The sequence below is a fragment of the Rickettsia conorii str. Malish 7 genome, from assembly GCF_000007025.1.
GTDB lineage: Bacteria > Pseudomonadota > Alphaproteobacteria > Rickettsiales > Rickettsiaceae > Rickettsia > Rickettsia rickettsii.
On sequence record NC_003103.1, the window covers coordinates 117,961 to 134,693 of the forward strand.

The following is a 16,733-nucleotide window of genomic DNA, read 5'->3' on the forward strand; positions in this document are numbered from 1 at the left end:
GTGGCTTTTTAACTTTTCCGTCATTGCGAGGAAATTACGAAGTAAGTGACGAAGCAATCTCAGGATATTTGACGAAATTGTCACGCAGCCTATGGCTGCTCGCAATGACGATTTGGTATCCATGCAAAGCCTTAAGCAGGAATGACATCAATTGTTTTCTCAATTCTAATACAAGCTTTTTCTAGCTCTTCCATAGAAGTAGCATAAGAGATTCTAAAATATCCCTCTAAGCCGAAAGCGATACCAGGTACTACTGCAACTTTTGCTTCTTCAAGTAAATATTCGGCAAAATCATTACTATTTGCAATAATTGTTCCTGATTTAGTTTTATGCCCAAATATTTTATCGCATTTAACAAATAAGTAAAACGCCCCTTCCGGCTTATAGCATTCAAAATATTTTACTCTTTTCAAAATTGATAAAGCAAGATCACGCTTTTTTTGACAATTTAAAGCATTAGGCTTTATATAATCTTGAGGACCGTTTAATGCTTCAATAGCAGCCATTTGACTTATTGAACAAGGGTTTGAAGTACTTTGCGACTGAATAATAGTCATTGCTTTAATCAAAGTTTTAGAGCCTGCACCGTAGCCTATACGCCAACCCGTCATAGAATAAGCTTTAGATACTCCGTTTACGGTAAATATTCTCTTTTTTAAATCAGGTGCTATTTGGGCTAATGTATAAAATTTAAAATCATCAAAAGTAATATGCTCGTAAATATCATCGGACATTACGTTTACATGTGAATATTTTCTTAAAACTTTAGCAATATTTTCTAGTTCTTCAAAATTATAGCTTGCACCTGTTGGATTACTAGGTGAGTTAATAATAAGCCACTTAGTTTTATCCGTAATTGAACGTTCTAAAGCTTCTGCACTTAATTTAAAGTTATTTTCAATTCCGCAATTTACAAAAACAGGTGTTCCTGTGCTAAGTGCAACCATATCAGGATATGAAACCCAATAGGGTGCTGGAATAATTACCTCATCCCCTTGGTCTAAAGATGCCATAAACAAATTATATATAACTTGTTTACCGCCGGTGCTTACTATTATTTCATCAAGTTCGTAATCTATATTATTTTCACGTTTGAATTTGTCTTTTATTGCTTGCTTTAAAAGAGGCATACCCTCAACGTTAGTATATTTAGTAAAGCCGTCTTTAATCGCTTTAATCGCTCCTTCCTTAATATTGTCAGGCGTATCAAAATCAGGCTCACCGGCACCGAGTGTGATAATATCAACTCCCGCTTTTTTAAGTTCAAGAGTTTTTTTAACGACTGCAAGGGTCGGCGACGGTTTTATAGAACTTAGCCTCGTAGAAATAATTGACATAGTTTGAGTCCGTATTAAATGAAAGCTACAATTATATATTATAATTTGTTTAGTATTGACAGAATATATTAGTCTATGTTCGTGGTTAATTCTACGTGACCATAAACCTGATAATATATGTTTTAAAGGTTCGGGCTTACCTATACCTGTAACCGGTGCTTCTTGGATATTTTTTATTAGAAGTTTAATACGTTCATATTTTTTAATATCGTATTTTTTCCAATACGCTAAATCCTCCGCTGATTCTAGTGTCTACTCAATCTCAATCATCTAAATTAACTTTAGCAAACTCTCCTCTTTTTGCTTGTTCGATAGATTTTTTTATTCGATTCGCATTAGCCCCAGATTAGATAATAAATATAATGTTTCTTTTGTAGATTCATATTCTTCTTCGGTTAAAAGAATAATATTCTTATGATTCTTTCTTTTAATAAGATAAGGGACATGATCGTTTTCTACGGTATTTAGTACAGAGCTTAAGTTTTTTCTAAATGAAGTGCCGCTAATTGAGTTCATGAGCTACCTACTGATGTACATATAATAACATGTACATCCTAGCTTCAATACCATTAATTCACAAGTAAAATTATTATTTTATTTAAAAATTTATCAAGATATGCTTTATTATAGTAAGTAATATTAATTTAGTAATTAAACTATGCTCGGTAAAATAAAAGACAAAATCAAACATTATTGCTTAACTATAATAAATGTACCGAATTTTATTAAGAATAAAATTTTAGAATTTAAAAATTATATAAGTGATTGTAAATATAAATTCTCTCATTTAACCGAAACTAATTATCAACTTGGACTCGATCATTTATATAGAGGTAATTTAAATGATGCATTACTTAGGTTTAAACTAGTCGATAAATTTTTTAATCCTAATGATTCTAAAGTATATTCTCAACTCGGATGGGTTTATTTTTTAAAAAATAATTACAGGCAAGCTATAGAATATTTAGAAAAATCTAATGAAAAATATAAACCTATATTTATAAATTTTTTGAAAAATTATAAGGATATTACTGAAATACCTCAAGAAATTTGTGGAAAATATCGTGATTTAACTGCACAATATTATCCTACTATTTTTAATAACGATAAAAATATCCATCTTCCTTATAGGTTTGTTAATGAAGCACTTAAGCAGATATCTGATTTACCGGATAATTACTCTATTTTGGAACTGGGAAGTAATATAGGGCTTGTAGGTTATGAAATACAAAAACGTTTTCCGGAACGTTTGACTTTAACCGGTGTAGAAGTTTCTGCTTTAATGAATAAGTTACAAGCAACATATTACCCGAACACTAAAATTTACGATCAAATATATAATATTGCTATCGATGAATTTTTAAAACAAAACTCTAATAAATTTGATATTATTTTTAGTTTTTGCGGATTATCGTTTACTAACAATTTAATAGAATATTTTAATTTAATATACTCATCTCTTAATAAACAAGGGTATTTTGCCCTTTGTTTACCGAATGCGACGAAGACACAATTTTCAGTAAAACGCAAAGAATTTATTTTTAACTTGAATGAAATAAATAATTTTTTACAAAAAAATAATTTTACTATATTAACTTCGGAAGAAATAATACTAGCGGAAAACAATAAATATAGTATTATTGTTTGTAAGAAAACAGCATAAATCAATGAGAATATTAATTATATTATCCATTATTTTATGTTCATTATCGATAAGAGCTGATCTTGAATATGTTGATAATGAAATATATAACTATAATGGTGGAAGCAATGAAAACGGTTGCGTGGAAGTTTATGATCCATATGAAAAATTTAACCGTAAAGTGTTTGTATTTAATTCTGTGTTAGATTATATAATATTGCGTCCTTTAGCGGTAGGTTATAAGAACATCACGAATGATTACGTAAAAGCACGCGTTAATAGTTTCGTCAGTAATGTCGATACACCGCTTACGGCGATAAATTACGGGCTTCAGTTAAATTACGATAAAACTATGAAAAGCGTTTGGCGGTTTCTCATTAACACGACGCTTGGCATAGGCGGTTTATTTGACGTGGCAGGTAAAGTAGGTTTGCCGTCTGATCGTCAAACTTTCGGTAGTACCCTCGCACATTATGGAGTTGCCCCAGGTCCTTATTTAGTATTGCCGATAATCGGTAGTACTAACGCAAGAGATATGACGGATTCGGTAATTACTAATTATGCTCTTAATCCATTAATGTACTACACTCATAATGATTTTGACTTAGGAGTACTAGCAGTTAGTAAAATAAACGATCGATATGTTGTATTACCGTTTAGTGATTATGTGATGAAGAATTCTACCGATCCTTATGTGGCTATTAGATCAGCATTACATCGTGTTCGTGAAGCATCGGTTCAATATCCTGAAAATTTTAAATGTCCTAAACCCAAGAATTAATGAAATTAAAGAGGATTATATGCAAAAAATTATTACAGGTTTATTTTTATTAGTTATGACGTTTTACGCTTATTCTAATGAAAAAGTGCCTGCCGGTTTGAACAGTTACGTTACTAATTTAGTAAATGAAGCTTCTAGTATATTAAACGATAGTAAGTTATCTGAGCGAGTAAAAATTGCTAAAGCACGTGAGTTAATGTCTCAGAACCTAGATTTTGATTGGATGGCTAAATATACATTAGGCAGAAATGGGATAAAAACTTTATCAGGTGGGCAGGTTCAGGAATTCATCAAAGTTTACTCTAAATATGTTACTAAATCTTATACTGATTTAATAAAAGATTATAAAGGCAAACAGCCTAAAATAGTAGGAGTTCGTCCTTTAAGCTCAACCGATTTTATGGTTGCTATGAATATCATTAGTAATAAAGAGCAAGACCCTATTAAAGTAGAATATCTTGTACGTGAAATGAAAGGAAACGGAAAAGACGTTTTTAAAGTTTCTGATATAATTACGGAAGGTGTAAGTCTTATTGGAGCTCAACAAGACGAGTTTACTGATACTTTAAAAAATCAAGGCTTTAAGGCACTAATACAAAAATTAGAAAGTCGTTCTTAAGTTTATTTCACTTTCATCTTAAATCGTCATTGTGAGGAGGTATTGTTGCGTAGACACCTCGTCGTCATTGCGAGGAAATTGCGTAGCAATTGACGAAGCAATCTCAGGGGTTTGTTATTATTGCATGAGATTGCCACGCAGTCTACGACTGCTCGCAATGATGATTAGATATCCACGCAACAAAGTCCGCTCGCTAATAGTGTTAAACAACATAAATCACTCACATGAAAATCTTAGCAGGCAAGTAGTAATAAGTTACTTGCAACGCGTTTAGCTATAGCATTAAATATTAAATATATTGAGCCGAAAATTACCTATTTCAATGATTCCGAAATAAAAGTAGAAATTCAAAAATCGTTTCATAATGAAGATATAATCATAGTACAATCCACATCAAAACCCGTTAATGATCGCTTAATTGAGGTGTTTTTGCTAGTAGATGCAGCAAAAAAAGCGGGAGCACAAATCGAATAATTTTAGTAATGCCTTATTTTGGTTATGCAAGGCAAGATAATATAAATTCTCAAAATATAATTCCTGCTAAGTTAATAGCAGATTTTTTAGAGAAGCTCGGAGTAAACCATGTCATTACTATTGATTTACACTCCGATAAAATAGAGCAATTTTTTAATATTCCTGTTTCTAATCTTGAACCTATAAATTTATATATCCCGTTTTTAAGCACTTATAGCAATTTCGTTATAGTTACACCTGATAAAGGAAGTATCAATCGAGTTCAAAAAATTAGTAATTTACTAAATATAGATTCAGCTTATATAAACAAAGAAAGGGATATAAATAATAATTGCGAGATTGATATCAATCACAAGTAGTGTAGAGGGCAAAAATTGCATGTTAATTGATGATATTATAGATAGTGGAGAAACAATCGTAAAAGCAGCGAGATTTTTAAAAGAACATTCGGCTTTATCGGTTAGTGCTTTTATAACTCATGCAGTGTTTTCTGCCGGCCGGTTCTAAAAATTCGATAATAGACCTCTTGGAGAACGAAGCTAATAAAGAGGAATTTGTAGGAAACACGGAACGCAGTATCGCAGCGTACACTTTAGTACGTGAGGATGCGAGTACTGGATTGACGTACAAATTACCTTTAGAAGCAAGTTATGCAAGAGGTCTAATAGACAATATTTTTATCACGGATACTAGAAACAAGTGACTTATCTACAAAATTTCATATAATACCCGTATTGTCTATCCTCGTAAAAGAGTTAATAAATATACTATGAGCTTGTGTACTGTAGAAATAAATCTATCTACAATAAAAAATAATTACCTTTTATTACAAGATATTTGCAAAACCTCATTAGTCGGTGCTGCCGTTAAAGCTAACGGTTACGGTCTTGGAGCAGTACAAATTTCTAAAGCTTTAATAGAAGAAAATTGTAGGCATTTTTTTGTGGCCTCAAGTGAAGAAGGAGTGAATTTACGCAATGCTTTAGGATTAGATGTTAATATTTTAGTTCTTAACGGCGTTTTTGAACATGATGCTTTAGAGCTGATAGAATATAATTTAACACCTGTCCTAAATAACTTAAAACAAATAGAAATTTGGCAAAAATTTAGTAATTTGAAAAACCGATTATTGCCTTGTTATTTACATTTCAATACGGGGATTAATCGTCTTGGCTTAAGCTCTGATGAGATAGAGCAGCTCATTAATGATCGTGATTTGTTAAAAGGGCTAGATTTACAATATATTATAAGCCATCTAGCTATATCCGAGGAAATAGATAATCCTTATAATCTAGAACAATTAAACAGATTTAAAGCTTATTTACAATATTTCCCAAACGTCAAAGCAAGCCTTGCTAATTCCGGCGGCATATTTTTAGGACAGGATTACCATTTTGATTTAGCAAGACCAGGGGCAGCCTTATATGGTCTTAATCCCTTAACAAAGAATCCCGTAACCTTAAAAGCTCCTATAATTCACTTACAGAATTTGACACTAGATAGCCATATCGGTTATAATATGACTTTTACAACTAAGCGTGATAGTGTCATTGCAACGTTACCGCTTGGTTATGCCGATGGGTTTAGTCGTAATTTTAGCAATCAAGGCGAAGTATTTATTAACAGTCGCAGCGTTCCTATAGTAGGGCGAGTATCGATGGATTTAATAAATATCGATGTTACCGATCTACCACCATCCGAGATTTTTCTAGGGCAGGAAGCGGAAATTATCGGAAATTATTGCACGCCCGATAAAATAGCGAGTATTATAGGTACTATCGGGTATGAGGTATTAACTAACCTTGGTAGTAGATATAAAAGAAAGTATATCGGGTAGATATCTGTGTCATACCATGGCTTGACCACGGTATCCAGAAAAAAATTAAAAAAGACTGGATCCCGCGATCAAGTCGCGGGATGACATTAGAGGTTACTGGATTCCTGCTTGCGCAGAAATGACATAGCGTACTTAAATTAAATAGAAAAAATACAAATGTTATTCAATATAGCTAATTCGGTCGGTAAACGTACTGTAAAGTTTGCACAAAGTGTAGGTAGTTTTTCTCTATTTAGCTTTGCTGCCGTTAGCAGTATCATAAGACCGCCTTTATATTTGAGTTTAATTATCAGACAATTATTATTTATCGGGTTTCACTCGCTTCCGGTTGTTGCGATGACGACTTTTTTCTCAGGGGCGGTACTTGCATTACAGAGCTATATCGGTTTTTCCCGTTTCTCAGCTGAAAGCTCTATTGCAACGGTAGTAGTATTGTCGCTGACTAGAGAGCTTGGACCTGTCTTAGCTGGACTAATGGTAGCGGGAAGAGTTGGGGCATCAATCGCCGCCGAAATAGCCACAATGAGAGTAACGGAGCAGATAGATGCTTTATATACTTTATCTACCGATCCTATTAAATATTTAGTTTTTCCAAGAGTAATAACAGCTATTATTACAATGCCTTGTCTTGTTTTAATCGGGGATATCATTGGTGTTATGGGCGGTTATTTGGTAGGGGTATATAAACTTGATTTTAATAGTGCAGCTTATTTAACCAGTACTTTTCAGTATTTAGAACCGATTGACGTAATTTCCGGTCTTGTTAAAGCGGGAGTTTTTGGGTTTATTATTTCTATAATAAGTTGCTATAGCGGCTATTATTCAGGTAAAGGGGCTAAGGGAGTTGGAAGAGCAACTACCTCGGCAGTAGTGAATTCTTCTATCCTTATCTTAATCAGTAATTATTTAATAACCGAATTATTTTTTAAAGTATAGGTATACTCGTTTAATTTGAAAAATTGGTTTTGTTGTTTTATATTTTTTGATCCTCACGTACGTTTATGTACGCTGCGGTCAAAAAATATAAAACGCCTAGCTCTTTTCCAAATTAAACGAGTATACAGTTTTTTTGTTTATTTGGAGTATGCATGAGTGTAGAAGAATTTAAAATTAAAATTCGGTCATTATATAAATCATTTGCTAATCATAAGGTGTTAGACGGAATAGATTTGGATGTAAAAAAGGGCAGTTCATTAGTGATTTTAGGTGGTTCTGGTAGTGGCAAATCAGTTCTAATTAAAAATATAGTAGGATTGATTAAACCTGATAAAGGTAAAATTTTTATTGATAATGTAGAAATCCAAGATATCTCAAGTAAACAAAAATTTGAGATTATGGATGGTATAGGTTTTTTATTCCAAGGCGGAGCATTATTTGACTCCTTAAATATACGTGATAATATTACTTTCGAGACTAAAAAATTATCTAAGAAAGAAAAAAATGACCTTGCCGGTGCAAAGCTTAATGCCGTTGGTTTATCTCCTAGAATACTCGAGCTTTACCCTGCCGAGTTATCGGGAGGAATGCAAAAAAGAGTAGCCCTTGCTAGGGCTATTTGTAGTACACCGTCGATTTTATTTCTTGATGAACCGACCACAGGGCTTGATCCTGTCATGGCAAATGTTATCAACGAATTAATTATAAAAATCCAAGAAGAGTTAGAGGCAACTACGATTACTATAACTCATGATATGATTAGTGCCGCAAAAATAGCTAAAGAAGTAGCTATGATTTATCAAGGAAAAATTAAATGGTACGGTAGTAAAGATGAAATGCGTAATAGTGATAATCCTTATTTAAAACAATTTATAAATGGATTAACTACTGGGCCTATAGAGGTATAAAATGTTTAAGAACTTATTATGTATAATAATATTTCTAGGTATAAATCTAAATGTTTATGCTATAAATTCTAGCTCTTATACGACAGATGATATAATAAAAATAGTAATTATTCTTGGAATAGTTATTTTAATTTTTAGTCCTGCAAAATTCCGTATAATCGTTATCGGTACTATGTTAGGCTTGTCTTGTGCCTATTTCACGTATAAATACATCGTACCTATCTTTATTTCTTTACTAAATGGACCATAAAGATAAATATTGCTATTAGTGACGCCCCACATCTCAGCTATTTTCTCTTCTAATAGTATCAATTTAATATTCTACAATCTAAAGCTCTAACTCCCCCGTGATAGCCATCTAATTCAAAAGAATTGGGATGTATATTTTTACATGCATCTAAACCTATTATATTAATCATATTAGTATTATTATCAATACCATTTAAAGTAGTACGAATATCTTCCAAGTATTTAGATGATTCAGGCGAATCATTACCTCCAATTATTCGTACTTTTATTAAATCTTGTTCTATCAATTCATTCTGATTAAAGTCAGTAATTAATTGCTCTAACTGTTGTGAATTAATATTTCTAGCTAATGCTATTTTATTTCATTTTACGGAAAAGAAACTACAGGCAATCTCTTCATTTAAATCTTTAGTATAAATTACTAAATCATCATTTATATCAAAAATTTTATATTCTTGTGAGTTAATTTCAATTTGCATAGTTTATTTACTTTGTTGATTATTTTTGTGTAAAGCAATATTTTTATTGGGAAGAGTATAGCTAGGTGCAGCTATTTTTGTCTTAGTACTTATATTTTTTTAATATCTTATCACTTGTTAAGTTTAATTTTGGTTCATTTTTTGTTTTATTACTACTAAAAATATTTATGAACAAATCTTTTATTTTTTGTACACTTTTTTGTATCCAGGATTTTTTAATATTACTATCTTGTTGGTAGGTAGAATGAGTAAGTGCTAATGTTTTATTAATTTCTGAACGTACACTTTCCAACGGATTTAAATTGTTAGATAATAAATAATCAGTTTTAGCTATTAAATTATTTACAATTTTTGTTTGTTCTTGATCCTTTAGATTCAATTCGTGAACTCGATTACTAATATTTTTAGTTACTACATTTTTTACTAATTTTGGATTAGTTTTTTGAATTTCCTCTGCTACTTTAGTAAGTGGTCTTGATATTTGATTAGATCCTAATAAATATTGCTGAATAATATGTTTTTGTTGGATTTTATTTAAAGAGCGATTAGGTATATTTTTATTTTTAGTGAAATCAAAAGCTTTATAAAGTACAGGAGTATTACTTCCTATACTTAAATGTACTTGTCTAGCAGTGGTTGTTTTATCCTTTTTATCCGGAACAGTTACTTGTTATTGGATCAAATATAATTCCTAATGGGGCTCCCTTGTCTTCTATATCTGCAGATTTTATATTTACGTTAAAGTGGTTAGTTAATTCTTGTGTTACTTTACGAATATTACCATCTGATACCGAAATTGATACTGCAGATCTATCACGCCCTCCTACTAAATAAGCTTCTAATTGAGTATTAGGAGGAAAGTTGCTTATTACATCATGTGTTAAAGAACCAGCATAAGTAAACCTGTCAACATGGGCTAATGCAGTTTTTTTAGTTAATGGATCATGTAAAATTACAGCAACGCATTGTTGAATGTTATCAGTGCCTATCTTTTCTTGATCAGAAAAACCAACTTTATGCTGTTCCACACGAACAGCTTCATAATCAACTATACCTTGCTGTAATGAGTAAGAATATGCATACTGTGCTATTGAATTTTCTTTACGGTTTTGAGTTTTATAAGCAGCTCCTAAAGCTAATCTTGCCATTAATTCTTTAGCTTGGCTAATGTTCCTTGTGGTTGATGTGCAGTGACTAATTCTTTGTATGAATTTTCGACATTATAATATTGTTTTGCTTCAAAAGAATTCTCTATGCTATCTTGAAATTGTTGAATAGCATTATCAAACAGTCCTAGCTGTTGATAGCTACGTCCTATCATAGCATTAATATAGGAAAGAAAATTACTGTCAGTTTGACCTATAGCAATTTGTTCAGCTTGTTGTAGTTGTTTAAGAGCAACAAGATGATTATCTATATAATTTAAATCCTTCATTATACAAAAAGCTGCTTGATTATGATCAATTTGCTCCTTTGTACTTAATGGTTTTGGATTAAGATTACTAATATATTCAGGAAAACTTGAAGGCAACTCGCCTAATTTTTTAATTAGTCCGGTGATATTACTCCTTGAACTGGCTTCCCATTAATAAGCATAGATTTATAATAGTTTAATTAATTTATATTTTTATATAAAACTCTGTTATTTAATAAAAATCAAGCATTATTAGCTACAAAATAATTATCTCTTGACACTAGGGGAGTATTGCTTTATATTCTTTATCTGTTGTATATACTGGATGAACTTCAAAATTGGCTACGTCGTTCTACAAGATCTGCGGTGCTCACTTGTTAAGTATAAGCTCCGCTTCTCGGCGTGTGAACTCTTAGCTCTTTTTGAAGTTGATCTTCGTATATGACTCTTCATTTACTTGAAGTATATTTTATAAGTTTTAAGGTATTTAGCTTATGTCTCGTAAGTGCGAACTCACAGGTGTGGGTGTTTTATACGGCAACAATGTATCACATTCTCAGCGTAAAACTAGAAGACGTTTTGAACCTAACCTAAGGTCGGTTAAGTTTACAAGTGATATAACAGCCGGGGAATATAGATTATCGGTTAATGCTAGATGTATTAGTTCAGTGGAAAAAGCCGGGGGTTTTGATGCATATATTCTAAAAGCCGATGATAATGTTTTATCAAGTAACGCTAGAGCTATTAAGAAAAAAATAATTCAGACTAAAACAGCAAAATCATTATGAAAAGCAGTATACATCCAGAATATAAAAAGTTTTTGATTAAAGTAGGAAGCGATGTTTTTGAAACAATGTCTACTCATCCTACAGGTGAAATTTTAATGGATGTTGATTTTAGAAAGCATCCGGCATGGAATAAAGATTCCGGAAATGTAGTAAATCAATCGAACAAAAGTGTTAGTGATTTCAATAAAAGATTCTCAGGTCTTTCTTTCGGTAGTAAGAAAGAAGCTAGCTAGGCTTTGTTTGTGGATAACAAATCGTCATTGCGAGGAAATTGCATAGCAATTGACGAAGCAATCCAGTAAACAATTTTGATTTATAGAATTTTTTTATTATTTTTTCTGGGTTGCCGTGCAGTCTACGACTACTCGGTATTTACGCAAGAATGACACTAACAACAAAATATAACACAGATAAATCGTCAATTCTCAATTATTGCGGGGTGGAGCAGCTTGGTAGCTCGTCAGGCTCATAACCTGAAGGTCGTTGGTTCAAATCCAGCCCCCGCTACCATATTTTTTAATGTCATGCTAGCTCACTTATAGTGTTATTGAAGTCTGCTGATGCCATTCCTAACTCAGTGTTGTTGCATGGTTTGGTTTTCCTGTCATTGCGAGAAGGCATTATTGCGTGGTTCGGTAAAATTCGCTGTGTTACCCCGTGGTCAAGCCACGGGGTCCATAAAAACAATAAAAAATACTAATATAGTATTTTTAACTGGATCCAGTGGTCAAGCCACGGGGTAACACAGCGAATTTTACCGAACCACGCAATAATGCCTTCTCGCAATGACGACTTGATATTCACGCAGGCAATGCCTTACTTACATCCAATACGAAAGCAAATTATGACTACTCAGAAAATAGTGCCTACAAAATCAACTGATGGCAGTAAGCTTTTTCGTCATCAAGCTAAATTTGTAGCCGGTGCTATGAATATAAATCAAATCCTCAATTTTTCATTACCGGAAATTGCTTTTGTCGGTAAGTCAAATGTCGGCAAATCAAGCCTAATAAACACGATATGCAATAATAAAAATCTTGCTAAAGTTTCTAATACTCCAGGGCGTACTAGGCAAATCAATTTCTTTAACCTTGCAGATAAACTTATTATAGTTGACCTTCCCGGTTATGGTTTTGCTAATGTTCCTATATCAGTCAAAGAGCAGTGGGGAGTGTTAATTAGTTATTATTTACGAAATAGTTATAATTTAAGGTTAGTTAACTTATTGATTGATTCAAGAAGGGGTATAAAAGAAAATGATAAGAAAGTAGCTGATCTATTACTTGCAAATAAAAGAGAATTTCAAATTATTTTCACAAAATCCGATAAAGTTACGGATCATAAAAACCTTCACGATGAAGCACAGAATTTTCTTGCAACTTTAAACTACTCATGTAATGTTATGTATGTAAGCAATAGGAGTAAAGAAGGTGCAAGAGAACTTAAAGCTAGTTTGGCAAAATGCATCAAACCTCAAAAATAAAGAGGTAGATAGTATTTCTTCATTAAATAACATTGCTATAATTAAGAATATAATAAAGTGTAGTAGTGAGTTGAAGAATCAAGCAATAGTTCTAAAATTACCTGCTACTATTATTATTGACGATAAATTATTTACGGCTTTTATTGAATCTGTTAGATTGCTTGAGATGTGCGGTGCTAAAATATATATAGTACATGATCATATTGATTTACGAAGTTCGTCTTTAATATCACAAATAGATGAAAATTTTAGTCAAAAAATTAGTAAAATAAGCGACTATAGTTCTCTAAATAATCCTATTATTATGGAAATTTTATCCAGTTACGTTAACAAGCTTATAGTAACAAAGTTAAGTAGTATAGGTTGTTATGCAGTTGGTATTTCAGGTAAGGATGCTAATTTACTGCAAGCAAAAAAATCAAAACTATCTTACCGAAAAATTGTAAATCATGATGTTATAAATATTGGTTTTTTAAGTGAGCCTATTATGATTAATCCAGAAATTTTATTAAATTTTGCAGATAATAATATTATACCCGTGATAGCACCGTTTGCGAGCGACGATCAGGAGAAAACGCATTTATTAAATGTTAACTTAACGTTAGCAACAATTGCTTCTGCATTAAGTGCAGAACATTTAATATTGCCATATGAGATATTACAGGTATCCGAGACGTTTCCGTATAATATAAAAATACGAGATATTAACTTGTTGAAATCAATGTTAGATGATAGTAATAATTTCATCGAAGAAGCATTAATTAAGATAGCAGTTAATGCCCTTGAAAATAATAATGGTTACGTACATTTTGTGAATAGTGAAGCACCGAATTCAATATTGTCAACTATGTTTGATATTAATATAAATTAATAGAGGTTTTTTATGGCAGGAGCATTAGCATCCGATCTTTTATTTGTAGGGTTAACTAGACCGCCGATGATATTTGGAGTAAGTATTAAGTTTGCTGCATTAAATATGATAATGACGATGATAGTATTTATTTGGAATAACGGCATTATGATTTTATTCATTGCAGCTGCTTTGCATTTGGTAGCTTATATTATATGTTTTAAAGAACCGAGATTCATAGAGCTATATTTAAATAAAATGTCAAGAACTAGCCAATGTCCTAATAAATTTTACTACGGAGCAAATTCGTATAATATTTGAGTTTTATGTCATTCCCGCCTTACGCGGGAATGACATAAAAAGAGGTATAACTGACAAAATAAATCAAAATAGTTAAATCAGGTGAGGTAATGAAATTATTTAGAACTAGAGCCGCTAAAGAATTAAGGTCTAAACAAGAAAGACCCACTTCGCATTTTATTCCTTATAAATGTCATTGGGATAGTAATACTATTTTAACAAAAGATAATTCTTTATTACAAGTTATTAAAATAAATGGATTTTCTTTTGAAACTGCTGATGATGAAGATCTAGACATTAAAAAGAATATCAGAAATGCCTTACTTAAAAATATGGCCTCGGGAAATATCGTTATGTATTTCCATACTATTAGAAGACGTAAAGCAGTAATATTTGACGATACAGAATTTACTTATGATCCTACCGTAAAAGTCCCTAATGATTTTATTACTTATTTAGGTGCAGAATGGCGTAAGAAACATGCTGGGGCTAGGTCGTTTTTTAATGAATTATATGTTAGTATTTTATATAAGCCTGATACTGGCGGTGTTGCTATAGTTGAGTATTTTCTAAAGAAGCTTAGACAGAAATCTAATAAAACCGCTTGGGAAAACGACATGAAAGAGATGAAAGAAAATCTTCAAGAAATGTCAACTAGAGTGATTAATACATTCAGAAGTTACGGAGCAAGATTACTTGGAGTTCGTCAAACGCAGTCAGGTAGTTATTGTGAAATTTTAGAATTCCTTTCATCTTTAATCAATTGCGGCGATTCACCGGGTCCTATAGCATTACCGCGTGGTACTATTGACGAGTATTTACCGACTCATCGCTTATTTTTTGATTCTCGTACTATTGAAGCAAGAAGTCCGCTTGGCAAGAAATATGCTGGAATGATCAGTATACTTGAATACGGTCCTAATACTTCGGCAGGAATTTTTGACGGATTCCTGCAAATGCCTTTTGAATTTGTTATGACGCAAAGTTTTGTCTTTGTTAATAGAACAGTAGCGATCGGTAAAATGCAATTACAGCAAAATAGAATGATACAATCCGGTGATAAAGCTACTTCACAAATTGCTGAAATTAATACGGCCCTTGATATGGCCACCAGCGGTGATATCGCTTTCGGTGAGCATCATTTATCGCTTTTATGTTCCGCAAATAATATTAAAGCTTTGGAAGATATATTGTCAATGGCAGCAGTTGAGCTTTCTAATTCAGGAATTCAGCCGGTTAGAGAAAAAGTTAACATGGAACCTAGCTATTGGGGACAGTTGCCGGGAAATATGGATTATATAGTGCGTAAATCCACTATAAATACTCTTAATATGGCTAGCTTTGCCTCACAACATAATTATCCGCTCGGTAAAATTAGAGATAACCATTGGGGAGAATATGTCACAGTACTTGATACTACTTCAGGTACACCGTTTTATTTTAATTTCCATGTAAGGGATGTTGGACATACTCTCATTATCGGTCCAACCGGTGCCGGTAAAACAGTTCTTATGAATTTCTTATGTGCTGAAGCACAAAAATTCAAACCTCGTATGTTCTTTTTTGATAAAGATCGAGGAGCAGAAATATTTATACGTGCTTTAAACGGAGTTTATACAGTAATTGATCCGGGTTTAAAATGCAACTTTAACCCTTTACAGCTTGAAGATACTAGTGAGAATAGAACGTTTATTTTAGAGTGGCTTCGTGTGCTTGTAACTTCTAACGGTGAAAGTTTAACTGCACAAGATAATAAAATCTTATCTCAAGCGGTAAGCGGTAATTTTAGATTAGCAAAACAAGATAGAAGGCTTAGTAATGTTATAGCATTTCTTGGTATTGATACACCAAATAGTTTGGCAAGTAGGATTGCAATGTGGGTTGGTAAAGGTTCACACGCTAAGATATTTGACAATGAAATAGATGATATTGATTTACAAAAAGCAAGAGTATTCGGTTTTGATATGACTGAATTACTTAAAGATCCTGTAAGTCTTGCACCGGTATTACTATATATTTTCCATCGTATTAATATCTCTTTAGATGGGCAGAAAACTATGATAGTACTTGATGAAGCATGGGCTTTAATCGATAATCCGGTATTTGCACCTAAGATCAAAGATTGGTTAAAAGTGTTGAGAAAATTAAATACTTTTGTTATATTTGCTACGCAGAGTGTCGAAGATGCTGCAAAAAGTAGAATTAGTGATACGTTGATTCAACAAACAGCTACGCAGATTTTTTTACCTAATTTGAAAGCTACGGATATTTATCGTAGTGCATTTATGTTAAGTCAACGAGAATATATTTTAATTAAAACTACCGACCCTACTACACGTTATTTTTTAATAAAACAAGGAATAGATGCCGTAGTGGCAAAAGTTAGCTTAGATGGTATGGATAACATAATCAGTGTTTTATCCGGTAGAGTTGAGACTGTAATATTGCTCGATCAAATTAGAGAGAAACACGGCAATGATCCGGATAAATGGTTACCTATATTTTATGCAGCAGTTAAAACATTATAAATGCCTGTCTGTCATCCCACGGCTTGACCGCGGGATCTTGTCTTACAGACTGTATTCTGAGATCCCGTGGACAAGCCACGGGATGACATTTTTACAATGCGAGGCAAG

At 32.4% G+C, this 16,733-nt stretch carries 24 protein-coding genes, 1 tRNA gene and 1 pseudogene; 19 read left to right on the forward strand and 7 right to left on the reverse strand.

Annotated elements, in window-relative coordinates; all coding sequences use genetic code 11:
• Window positions 1-131: 131 nt before the first annotated feature.
• The 3 genes and pseudogenes from RC_RS00620 to RC_RS00625 all read right to left on the reverse strand — a co-directional run bounded on the left by RC_RS00620 (window position 132) and on the right by RC_RS00625 (window position 1,853).
• A complete protein-coding gene (locus RC_RS00620) occupies window positions 132-1,337 on the reverse strand; it encodes a pyridoxal phosphate-dependent aminotransferase (RefSeq protein WP_010976800.1) in 1,206 nt (401 codons plus the stop codon).
• 30 nt (window positions 1,338-1,367) lie between these two features.
• Window positions 1,368-1,571, reverse strand: a pseudogene (locus tag RC_RS10675) (Txe/YoeB family addiction module toxin); the annotation flags it as partial.
• Between the two features lie 87 nt (window positions 1,572-1,658).
• Window positions 1,659-1,853: a type II toxin-antitoxin system Phd/YefM family antitoxin gene (locus RC_RS00625; RefSeq protein ID WP_010976801.1), complete on the reverse strand. Its 195-nt coding sequence runs from the start codon at window positions 1,851-1,853 to the stop codon at window positions 1,659-1,661.
• 142 nt (window positions 1,854-1,995) lie between these two features.
• Between RC_RS00625 and RC_RS00630 the strand changes: the two genes are divergently transcribed.
• The 11 genes from RC_RS00630 (at window position 1,996) to RC_RS00675 (ending at window position 8,784) form a co-directional block, all read left to right on the forward strand.
• Window positions 1,996-3,000 (forward strand): methyltransferase domain-containing protein, encoded by a 1,005-nt coding sequence (locus RC_RS00630; protein ID WP_010976802.1) that lies wholly within the window; start codon window positions 1,996-1,998, stop codon window positions 2,998-3,000.
• A gap of 4 nt (window positions 3,001-3,004) precedes the next feature.
• On the forward strand, window positions 3,005-3,760 hold the full coding sequence (locus RC_RS00635; RefSeq protein ID WP_029374425.1) for an MlaA family lipoprotein: 756 nt from the start codon (window positions 3,005-3,007) through the stop codon (window positions 3,758-3,760).
• 19 nt (window positions 3,761-3,779) lie between these two features.
• Window positions 3,780-4,379, forward strand: coding sequence for an MlaC/ttg2D family ABC transporter substrate-binding protein (locus tag RC_RS00640; protein ID WP_004996745.1), 600 nt, complete (start codon window positions 3,780-3,782; stop codon window positions 4,377-4,379).
• Between the two features lie 297 nt (window positions 4,380-4,676).
• A complete protein-coding gene (locus RC_RS10680; protein ID WP_267878466.1) occupies window positions 4,677-4,853 on the forward strand; it encodes a ribose-phosphate pyrophosphokinase-like domain-containing protein in 177 nt (58 codons plus the stop codon).
• An 8-nt stretch (window positions 4,854-4,861) separates the two neighbouring features.
• On the forward strand, window positions 4,862-5,212 hold the full coding sequence (prs, locus tag RC_RS08310) for a ribose-phosphate diphosphokinase (RefSeq protein WP_010976805.1): 351 nt from the start codon (window positions 4,862-4,864) through the stop codon (window positions 5,210-5,212).
• A gap of 19 nt (window positions 5,213-5,231) precedes the next feature.
• Complete coding sequence (locus RC_RS08315) at window positions 5,232-5,360, forward strand: phosphoribosyltransferase family protein (RefSeq protein ID WP_016830610.1); 129 nt, start codon at window positions 5,232-5,234, stop codon at window positions 5,358-5,360.
• Entirely contained in the window at window positions 5,332-5,556 is a 225-nt protein-coding gene (locus tag RC_RS08320) for a palindromic element RPE1 domain-containing protein (RefSeq protein ID WP_010976807.1), read from the forward strand. Before RC_RS08315 ends, RC_RS08320 begins: the two co-directional genes overlap by 29 nt.
• A gap of 66 nt (window positions 5,557-5,622) precedes the next feature.
• The gene (locus RC_RS00660) at window positions 5,623-6,690 is read left to right on the forward strand and encodes an alanine racemase (protein ID WP_010976808.1); all 1,068 of its coding nucleotides are present in this window, start codon (window positions 5,623-5,625) and stop codon (window positions 6,688-6,690) included.
• Between the two features lie 156 nt (window positions 6,691-6,846).
• Window positions 6,847-7,626, forward strand: coding sequence for an MlaE family ABC transporter permease (locus tag RC_RS00665; protein WP_004996740.1), 780 nt, complete (start codon window positions 6,847-6,849; stop codon window positions 7,624-7,626).
• Between the two features lie 152 nt (window positions 7,627-7,778).
• Window positions 7,779-8,534, forward strand: coding sequence for an ABC transporter ATP-binding protein (locus RC_RS00670; RefSeq protein ID WP_010976809.1), 756 nt, complete (start codon window positions 7,779-7,781; stop codon window positions 8,532-8,534).
• Window position 8,535: 1 nt separating this feature from the next.
• Window positions 8,536-8,784 (forward strand): DUF5510 family protein, encoded by a 249-nt coding sequence (locus RC_RS00675; RefSeq protein WP_004996738.1) that lies wholly within the window; start codon window positions 8,536-8,538, stop codon window positions 8,782-8,784.
• 58 nt (window positions 8,785-8,842) lie between these two features.
• On the opposite strand, the gene RC_RS00680 is transcribed toward RC_RS00675, so the two are convergent.
• The 4 genes from RC_RS00680 to RC_RS09480 all read right to left on the reverse strand — a co-directional run bounded on the left by RC_RS00680 (window position 8,843) and on the right by RC_RS09480 (window position 10,793).
• Entirely contained in the window at window positions 8,843-9,070 is a 228-nt protein-coding gene (locus RC_RS00680) for a hypothetical protein (RefSeq protein ID WP_010976810.1), read from the reverse strand.
• A 274-nt stretch (window positions 9,071-9,344) separates the two neighbouring features.
• Complete coding sequence (locus tag RC_RS00685; RefSeq protein WP_010976811.1) at window positions 9,345-9,641, reverse strand: hypothetical protein; 297 nt, start codon at window positions 9,639-9,641, stop codon at window positions 9,345-9,347.
• Window positions 9,642-9,912: 271 nt separating this feature from the next.
• Window positions 9,913-10,410 (reverse strand): hypothetical protein, encoded by a 498-nt coding sequence (locus tag RC_RS00690; RefSeq protein ID WP_010976812.1) that lies wholly within the window; start codon window positions 10,408-10,410, stop codon window positions 9,913-9,915.
• Window positions 10,410-10,793 (reverse strand): tetratricopeptide repeat protein, encoded by a 384-nt coding sequence (locus RC_RS09480; RefSeq protein WP_010976813.1) that lies wholly within the window; start codon window positions 10,791-10,793, stop codon window positions 10,410-10,412. The genes RC_RS00690 and RC_RS09480 overlap by 1 nt, the downstream gene beginning before the upstream one ends.
• A gap of 377 nt (window positions 10,794-11,170) precedes the next feature.
• Between RC_RS09480 and rpmB the strand changes: the two genes are divergently transcribed.
• The 8 genes from rpmB to RC_RS00735 all read left to right on the forward strand — a co-directional run bounded on the left by rpmB (window position 11,171) and on the right by RC_RS00735 (window position 16,625).
• Window positions 11,171-11,464, forward strand: coding sequence for a 50S ribosomal protein L28 (gene rpmB / locus RC_RS00705; protein ID WP_004996729.1), 294 nt, complete (start codon window positions 11,171-11,173; stop codon window positions 11,462-11,464).
• Entirely contained in the window at window positions 11,461-11,697 is a 237-nt protein-coding gene (gene rpmE, locus RC_RS00710) for a 50S ribosomal protein L31 (RefSeq protein ID WP_010976814.1), read from the forward strand. The genes rpmB and rpmE overlap by 4 nt, the downstream gene beginning before the upstream one ends.
• A 200-nt stretch (window positions 11,698-11,897) precedes the next feature.
• Window positions 11,898-11,974, forward strand: a tRNA-Met gene (locus RC_RS00715).
• A gap of 77 nt (window positions 11,975-12,051) precedes the next feature.
• A complete protein-coding gene (locus tag RC_RS08790) occupies window positions 12,052-12,207 on the forward strand; it encodes a hypothetical protein (protein ID WP_201763727.1) in 156 nt (51 codons plus the stop codon).
• Window positions 12,208-12,308: 101 nt separating this feature from the next.
• Window positions 12,309-12,947, forward strand: a complete 639-nt coding sequence (yihA, locus tag RC_RS00720; protein ID WP_016830613.1) for a ribosome biogenesis GTP-binding protein YihA/YsxC — start codon at window positions 12,309-12,311, stop codon at window positions 12,945-12,947.
• Window positions 12,895-13,818 (forward strand): acetylglutamate kinase, encoded by a 924-nt coding sequence (locus RC_RS00725; RefSeq protein ID WP_010976816.1) that lies wholly within the window; start codon window positions 12,895-12,897, stop codon window positions 13,816-13,818. Before yihA ends, RC_RS00725 begins: the two co-directional genes overlap by 53 nt.
• A 12-nt stretch (window positions 13,819-13,830) precedes the next feature.
• Window positions 13,831-14,118, forward strand: coding sequence for a type IV secretion system protein VirB3 (locus tag RC_RS00730; RefSeq protein ID WP_010976817.1), 288 nt, complete (start codon window positions 13,831-13,833; stop codon window positions 14,116-14,118).
• Between the two features lie 89 nt (window positions 14,119-14,207).
• Entirely contained in the window at window positions 14,208-16,625 is a 2,418-nt protein-coding gene (locus RC_RS00735) for a VirB4 family type IV secretion/conjugal transfer ATPase (protein WP_010976818.1), read from the forward strand.
• Window positions 16,626-16,733 lie beyond the last annotated feature (108 nt).

Excerpts from the sequence above, each read along its gene's own strand:
- RC_RS08315 (WP_016830610.1), top strand. The coding sequence starts at position 5,232 with ATGTTAATTGATGATATTATAGATAGTGGAGAAACAATCGTAAAAGCA.
- yihA (WP_016830613.1), top strand. The coding sequence starts at position 12,309 with ATGACTACTCAGAAAATAGTGCCTACAAAATCAACTGATGGCAGTAAG.
- prs (WP_010976805.1), top strand. The coding sequence starts at position 4,862 with ATGCCTTATTTTGGTTATGCAAGGCAAGATAATATAAATTCTCAAAAT.
- RC_RS00620 (WP_010976800.1), bottom strand. The coding sequence starts at position 1,337 with ATGTCAATTATTTCTACGAGGCTAAGTTCTATAAAACCGTCGCCGACC.
- RC_RS00735 (WP_010976818.1), top strand. The coding sequence starts at position 14,208 with ATGAAATTATTTAGAACTAGAGCCGCTAAAGAATTAAGGTCTAAACAA.
- rpmE (WP_010976814.1), top strand. The coding sequence starts at position 11,461 with ATGAAAAGCAGTATACATCCAGAATATAAAAAGTTTTTGATTAAAGTA.
- RC_RS00665 (WP_004996740.1), top strand. The coding sequence starts at position 6,847 with ATGTTATTCAATATAGCTAATTCGGTCGGTAAACGTACTGTAAAGTTT.
- RC_RS00625 (WP_010976801.1), bottom strand. The coding sequence starts at position 1,853 with ATGAACTCAATTAGCGGCACTTCATTTAGAAAAAACTTAAGCTCTGTA.
- RC_RS00630 (WP_010976802.1), top strand. The coding sequence starts at position 1,996 with ATGCTCGGTAAAATAAAAGACAAAATCAAACATTATTGCTTAACTATA.
- RC_RS08790 (WP_201763727.1), top strand. The coding sequence starts at position 12,052 with ATGGTTTGGTTTTCCTGTCATTGCGAGAAGGCATTATTGCGTGGTTCG.
- RC_RS00635 (WP_029374425.1), top strand. The coding sequence starts at position 3,005 with ATGAGAATATTAATTATATTATCCATTATTTTATGTTCATTATCGATA.
- RC_RS00660 (WP_010976808.1), top strand. The coding sequence starts at position 5,623 with ATGAGCTTGTGTACTGTAGAAATAAATCTATCTACAATAAAAAATAAT.
- rpmB (WP_004996729.1), top strand. The coding sequence starts at position 11,171 with ATGTCTCGTAAGTGCGAACTCACAGGTGTGGGTGTTTTATACGGCAAC.
- RC_RS00670 (WP_010976809.1), top strand. The coding sequence starts at position 7,779 with ATGAGTGTAGAAGAATTTAAAATTAAAATTCGGTCATTATATAAATCA.
- RC_RS00640 (WP_004996745.1), top strand. The coding sequence starts at position 3,780 with ATGCAAAAAATTATTACAGGTTTATTTTTATTAGTTATGACGTTTTAC.
- RC_RS00675 (WP_004996738.1), top strand. The coding sequence starts at position 8,536 with ATGTTTAAGAACTTATTATGTATAATAATATTTCTAGGTATAAATCTA.
- RC_RS08320 (WP_010976807.1), top strand. The coding sequence starts at position 5,332 with ATGCAGTGTTTTCTGCCGGCCGGTTCTAAAAATTCGATAATAGACCTC.
- RC_RS00730 (WP_010976817.1), top strand. The coding sequence starts at position 13,831 with ATGGCAGGAGCATTAGCATCCGATCTTTTATTTGTAGGGTTAACTAGA.
- RC_RS00690 (WP_010976812.1), bottom strand. The coding sequence starts at position 10,410 with ATGGCAAGATTAGCTTTAGGAGCTGCTTATAAAACTCAAAACCGTAAA.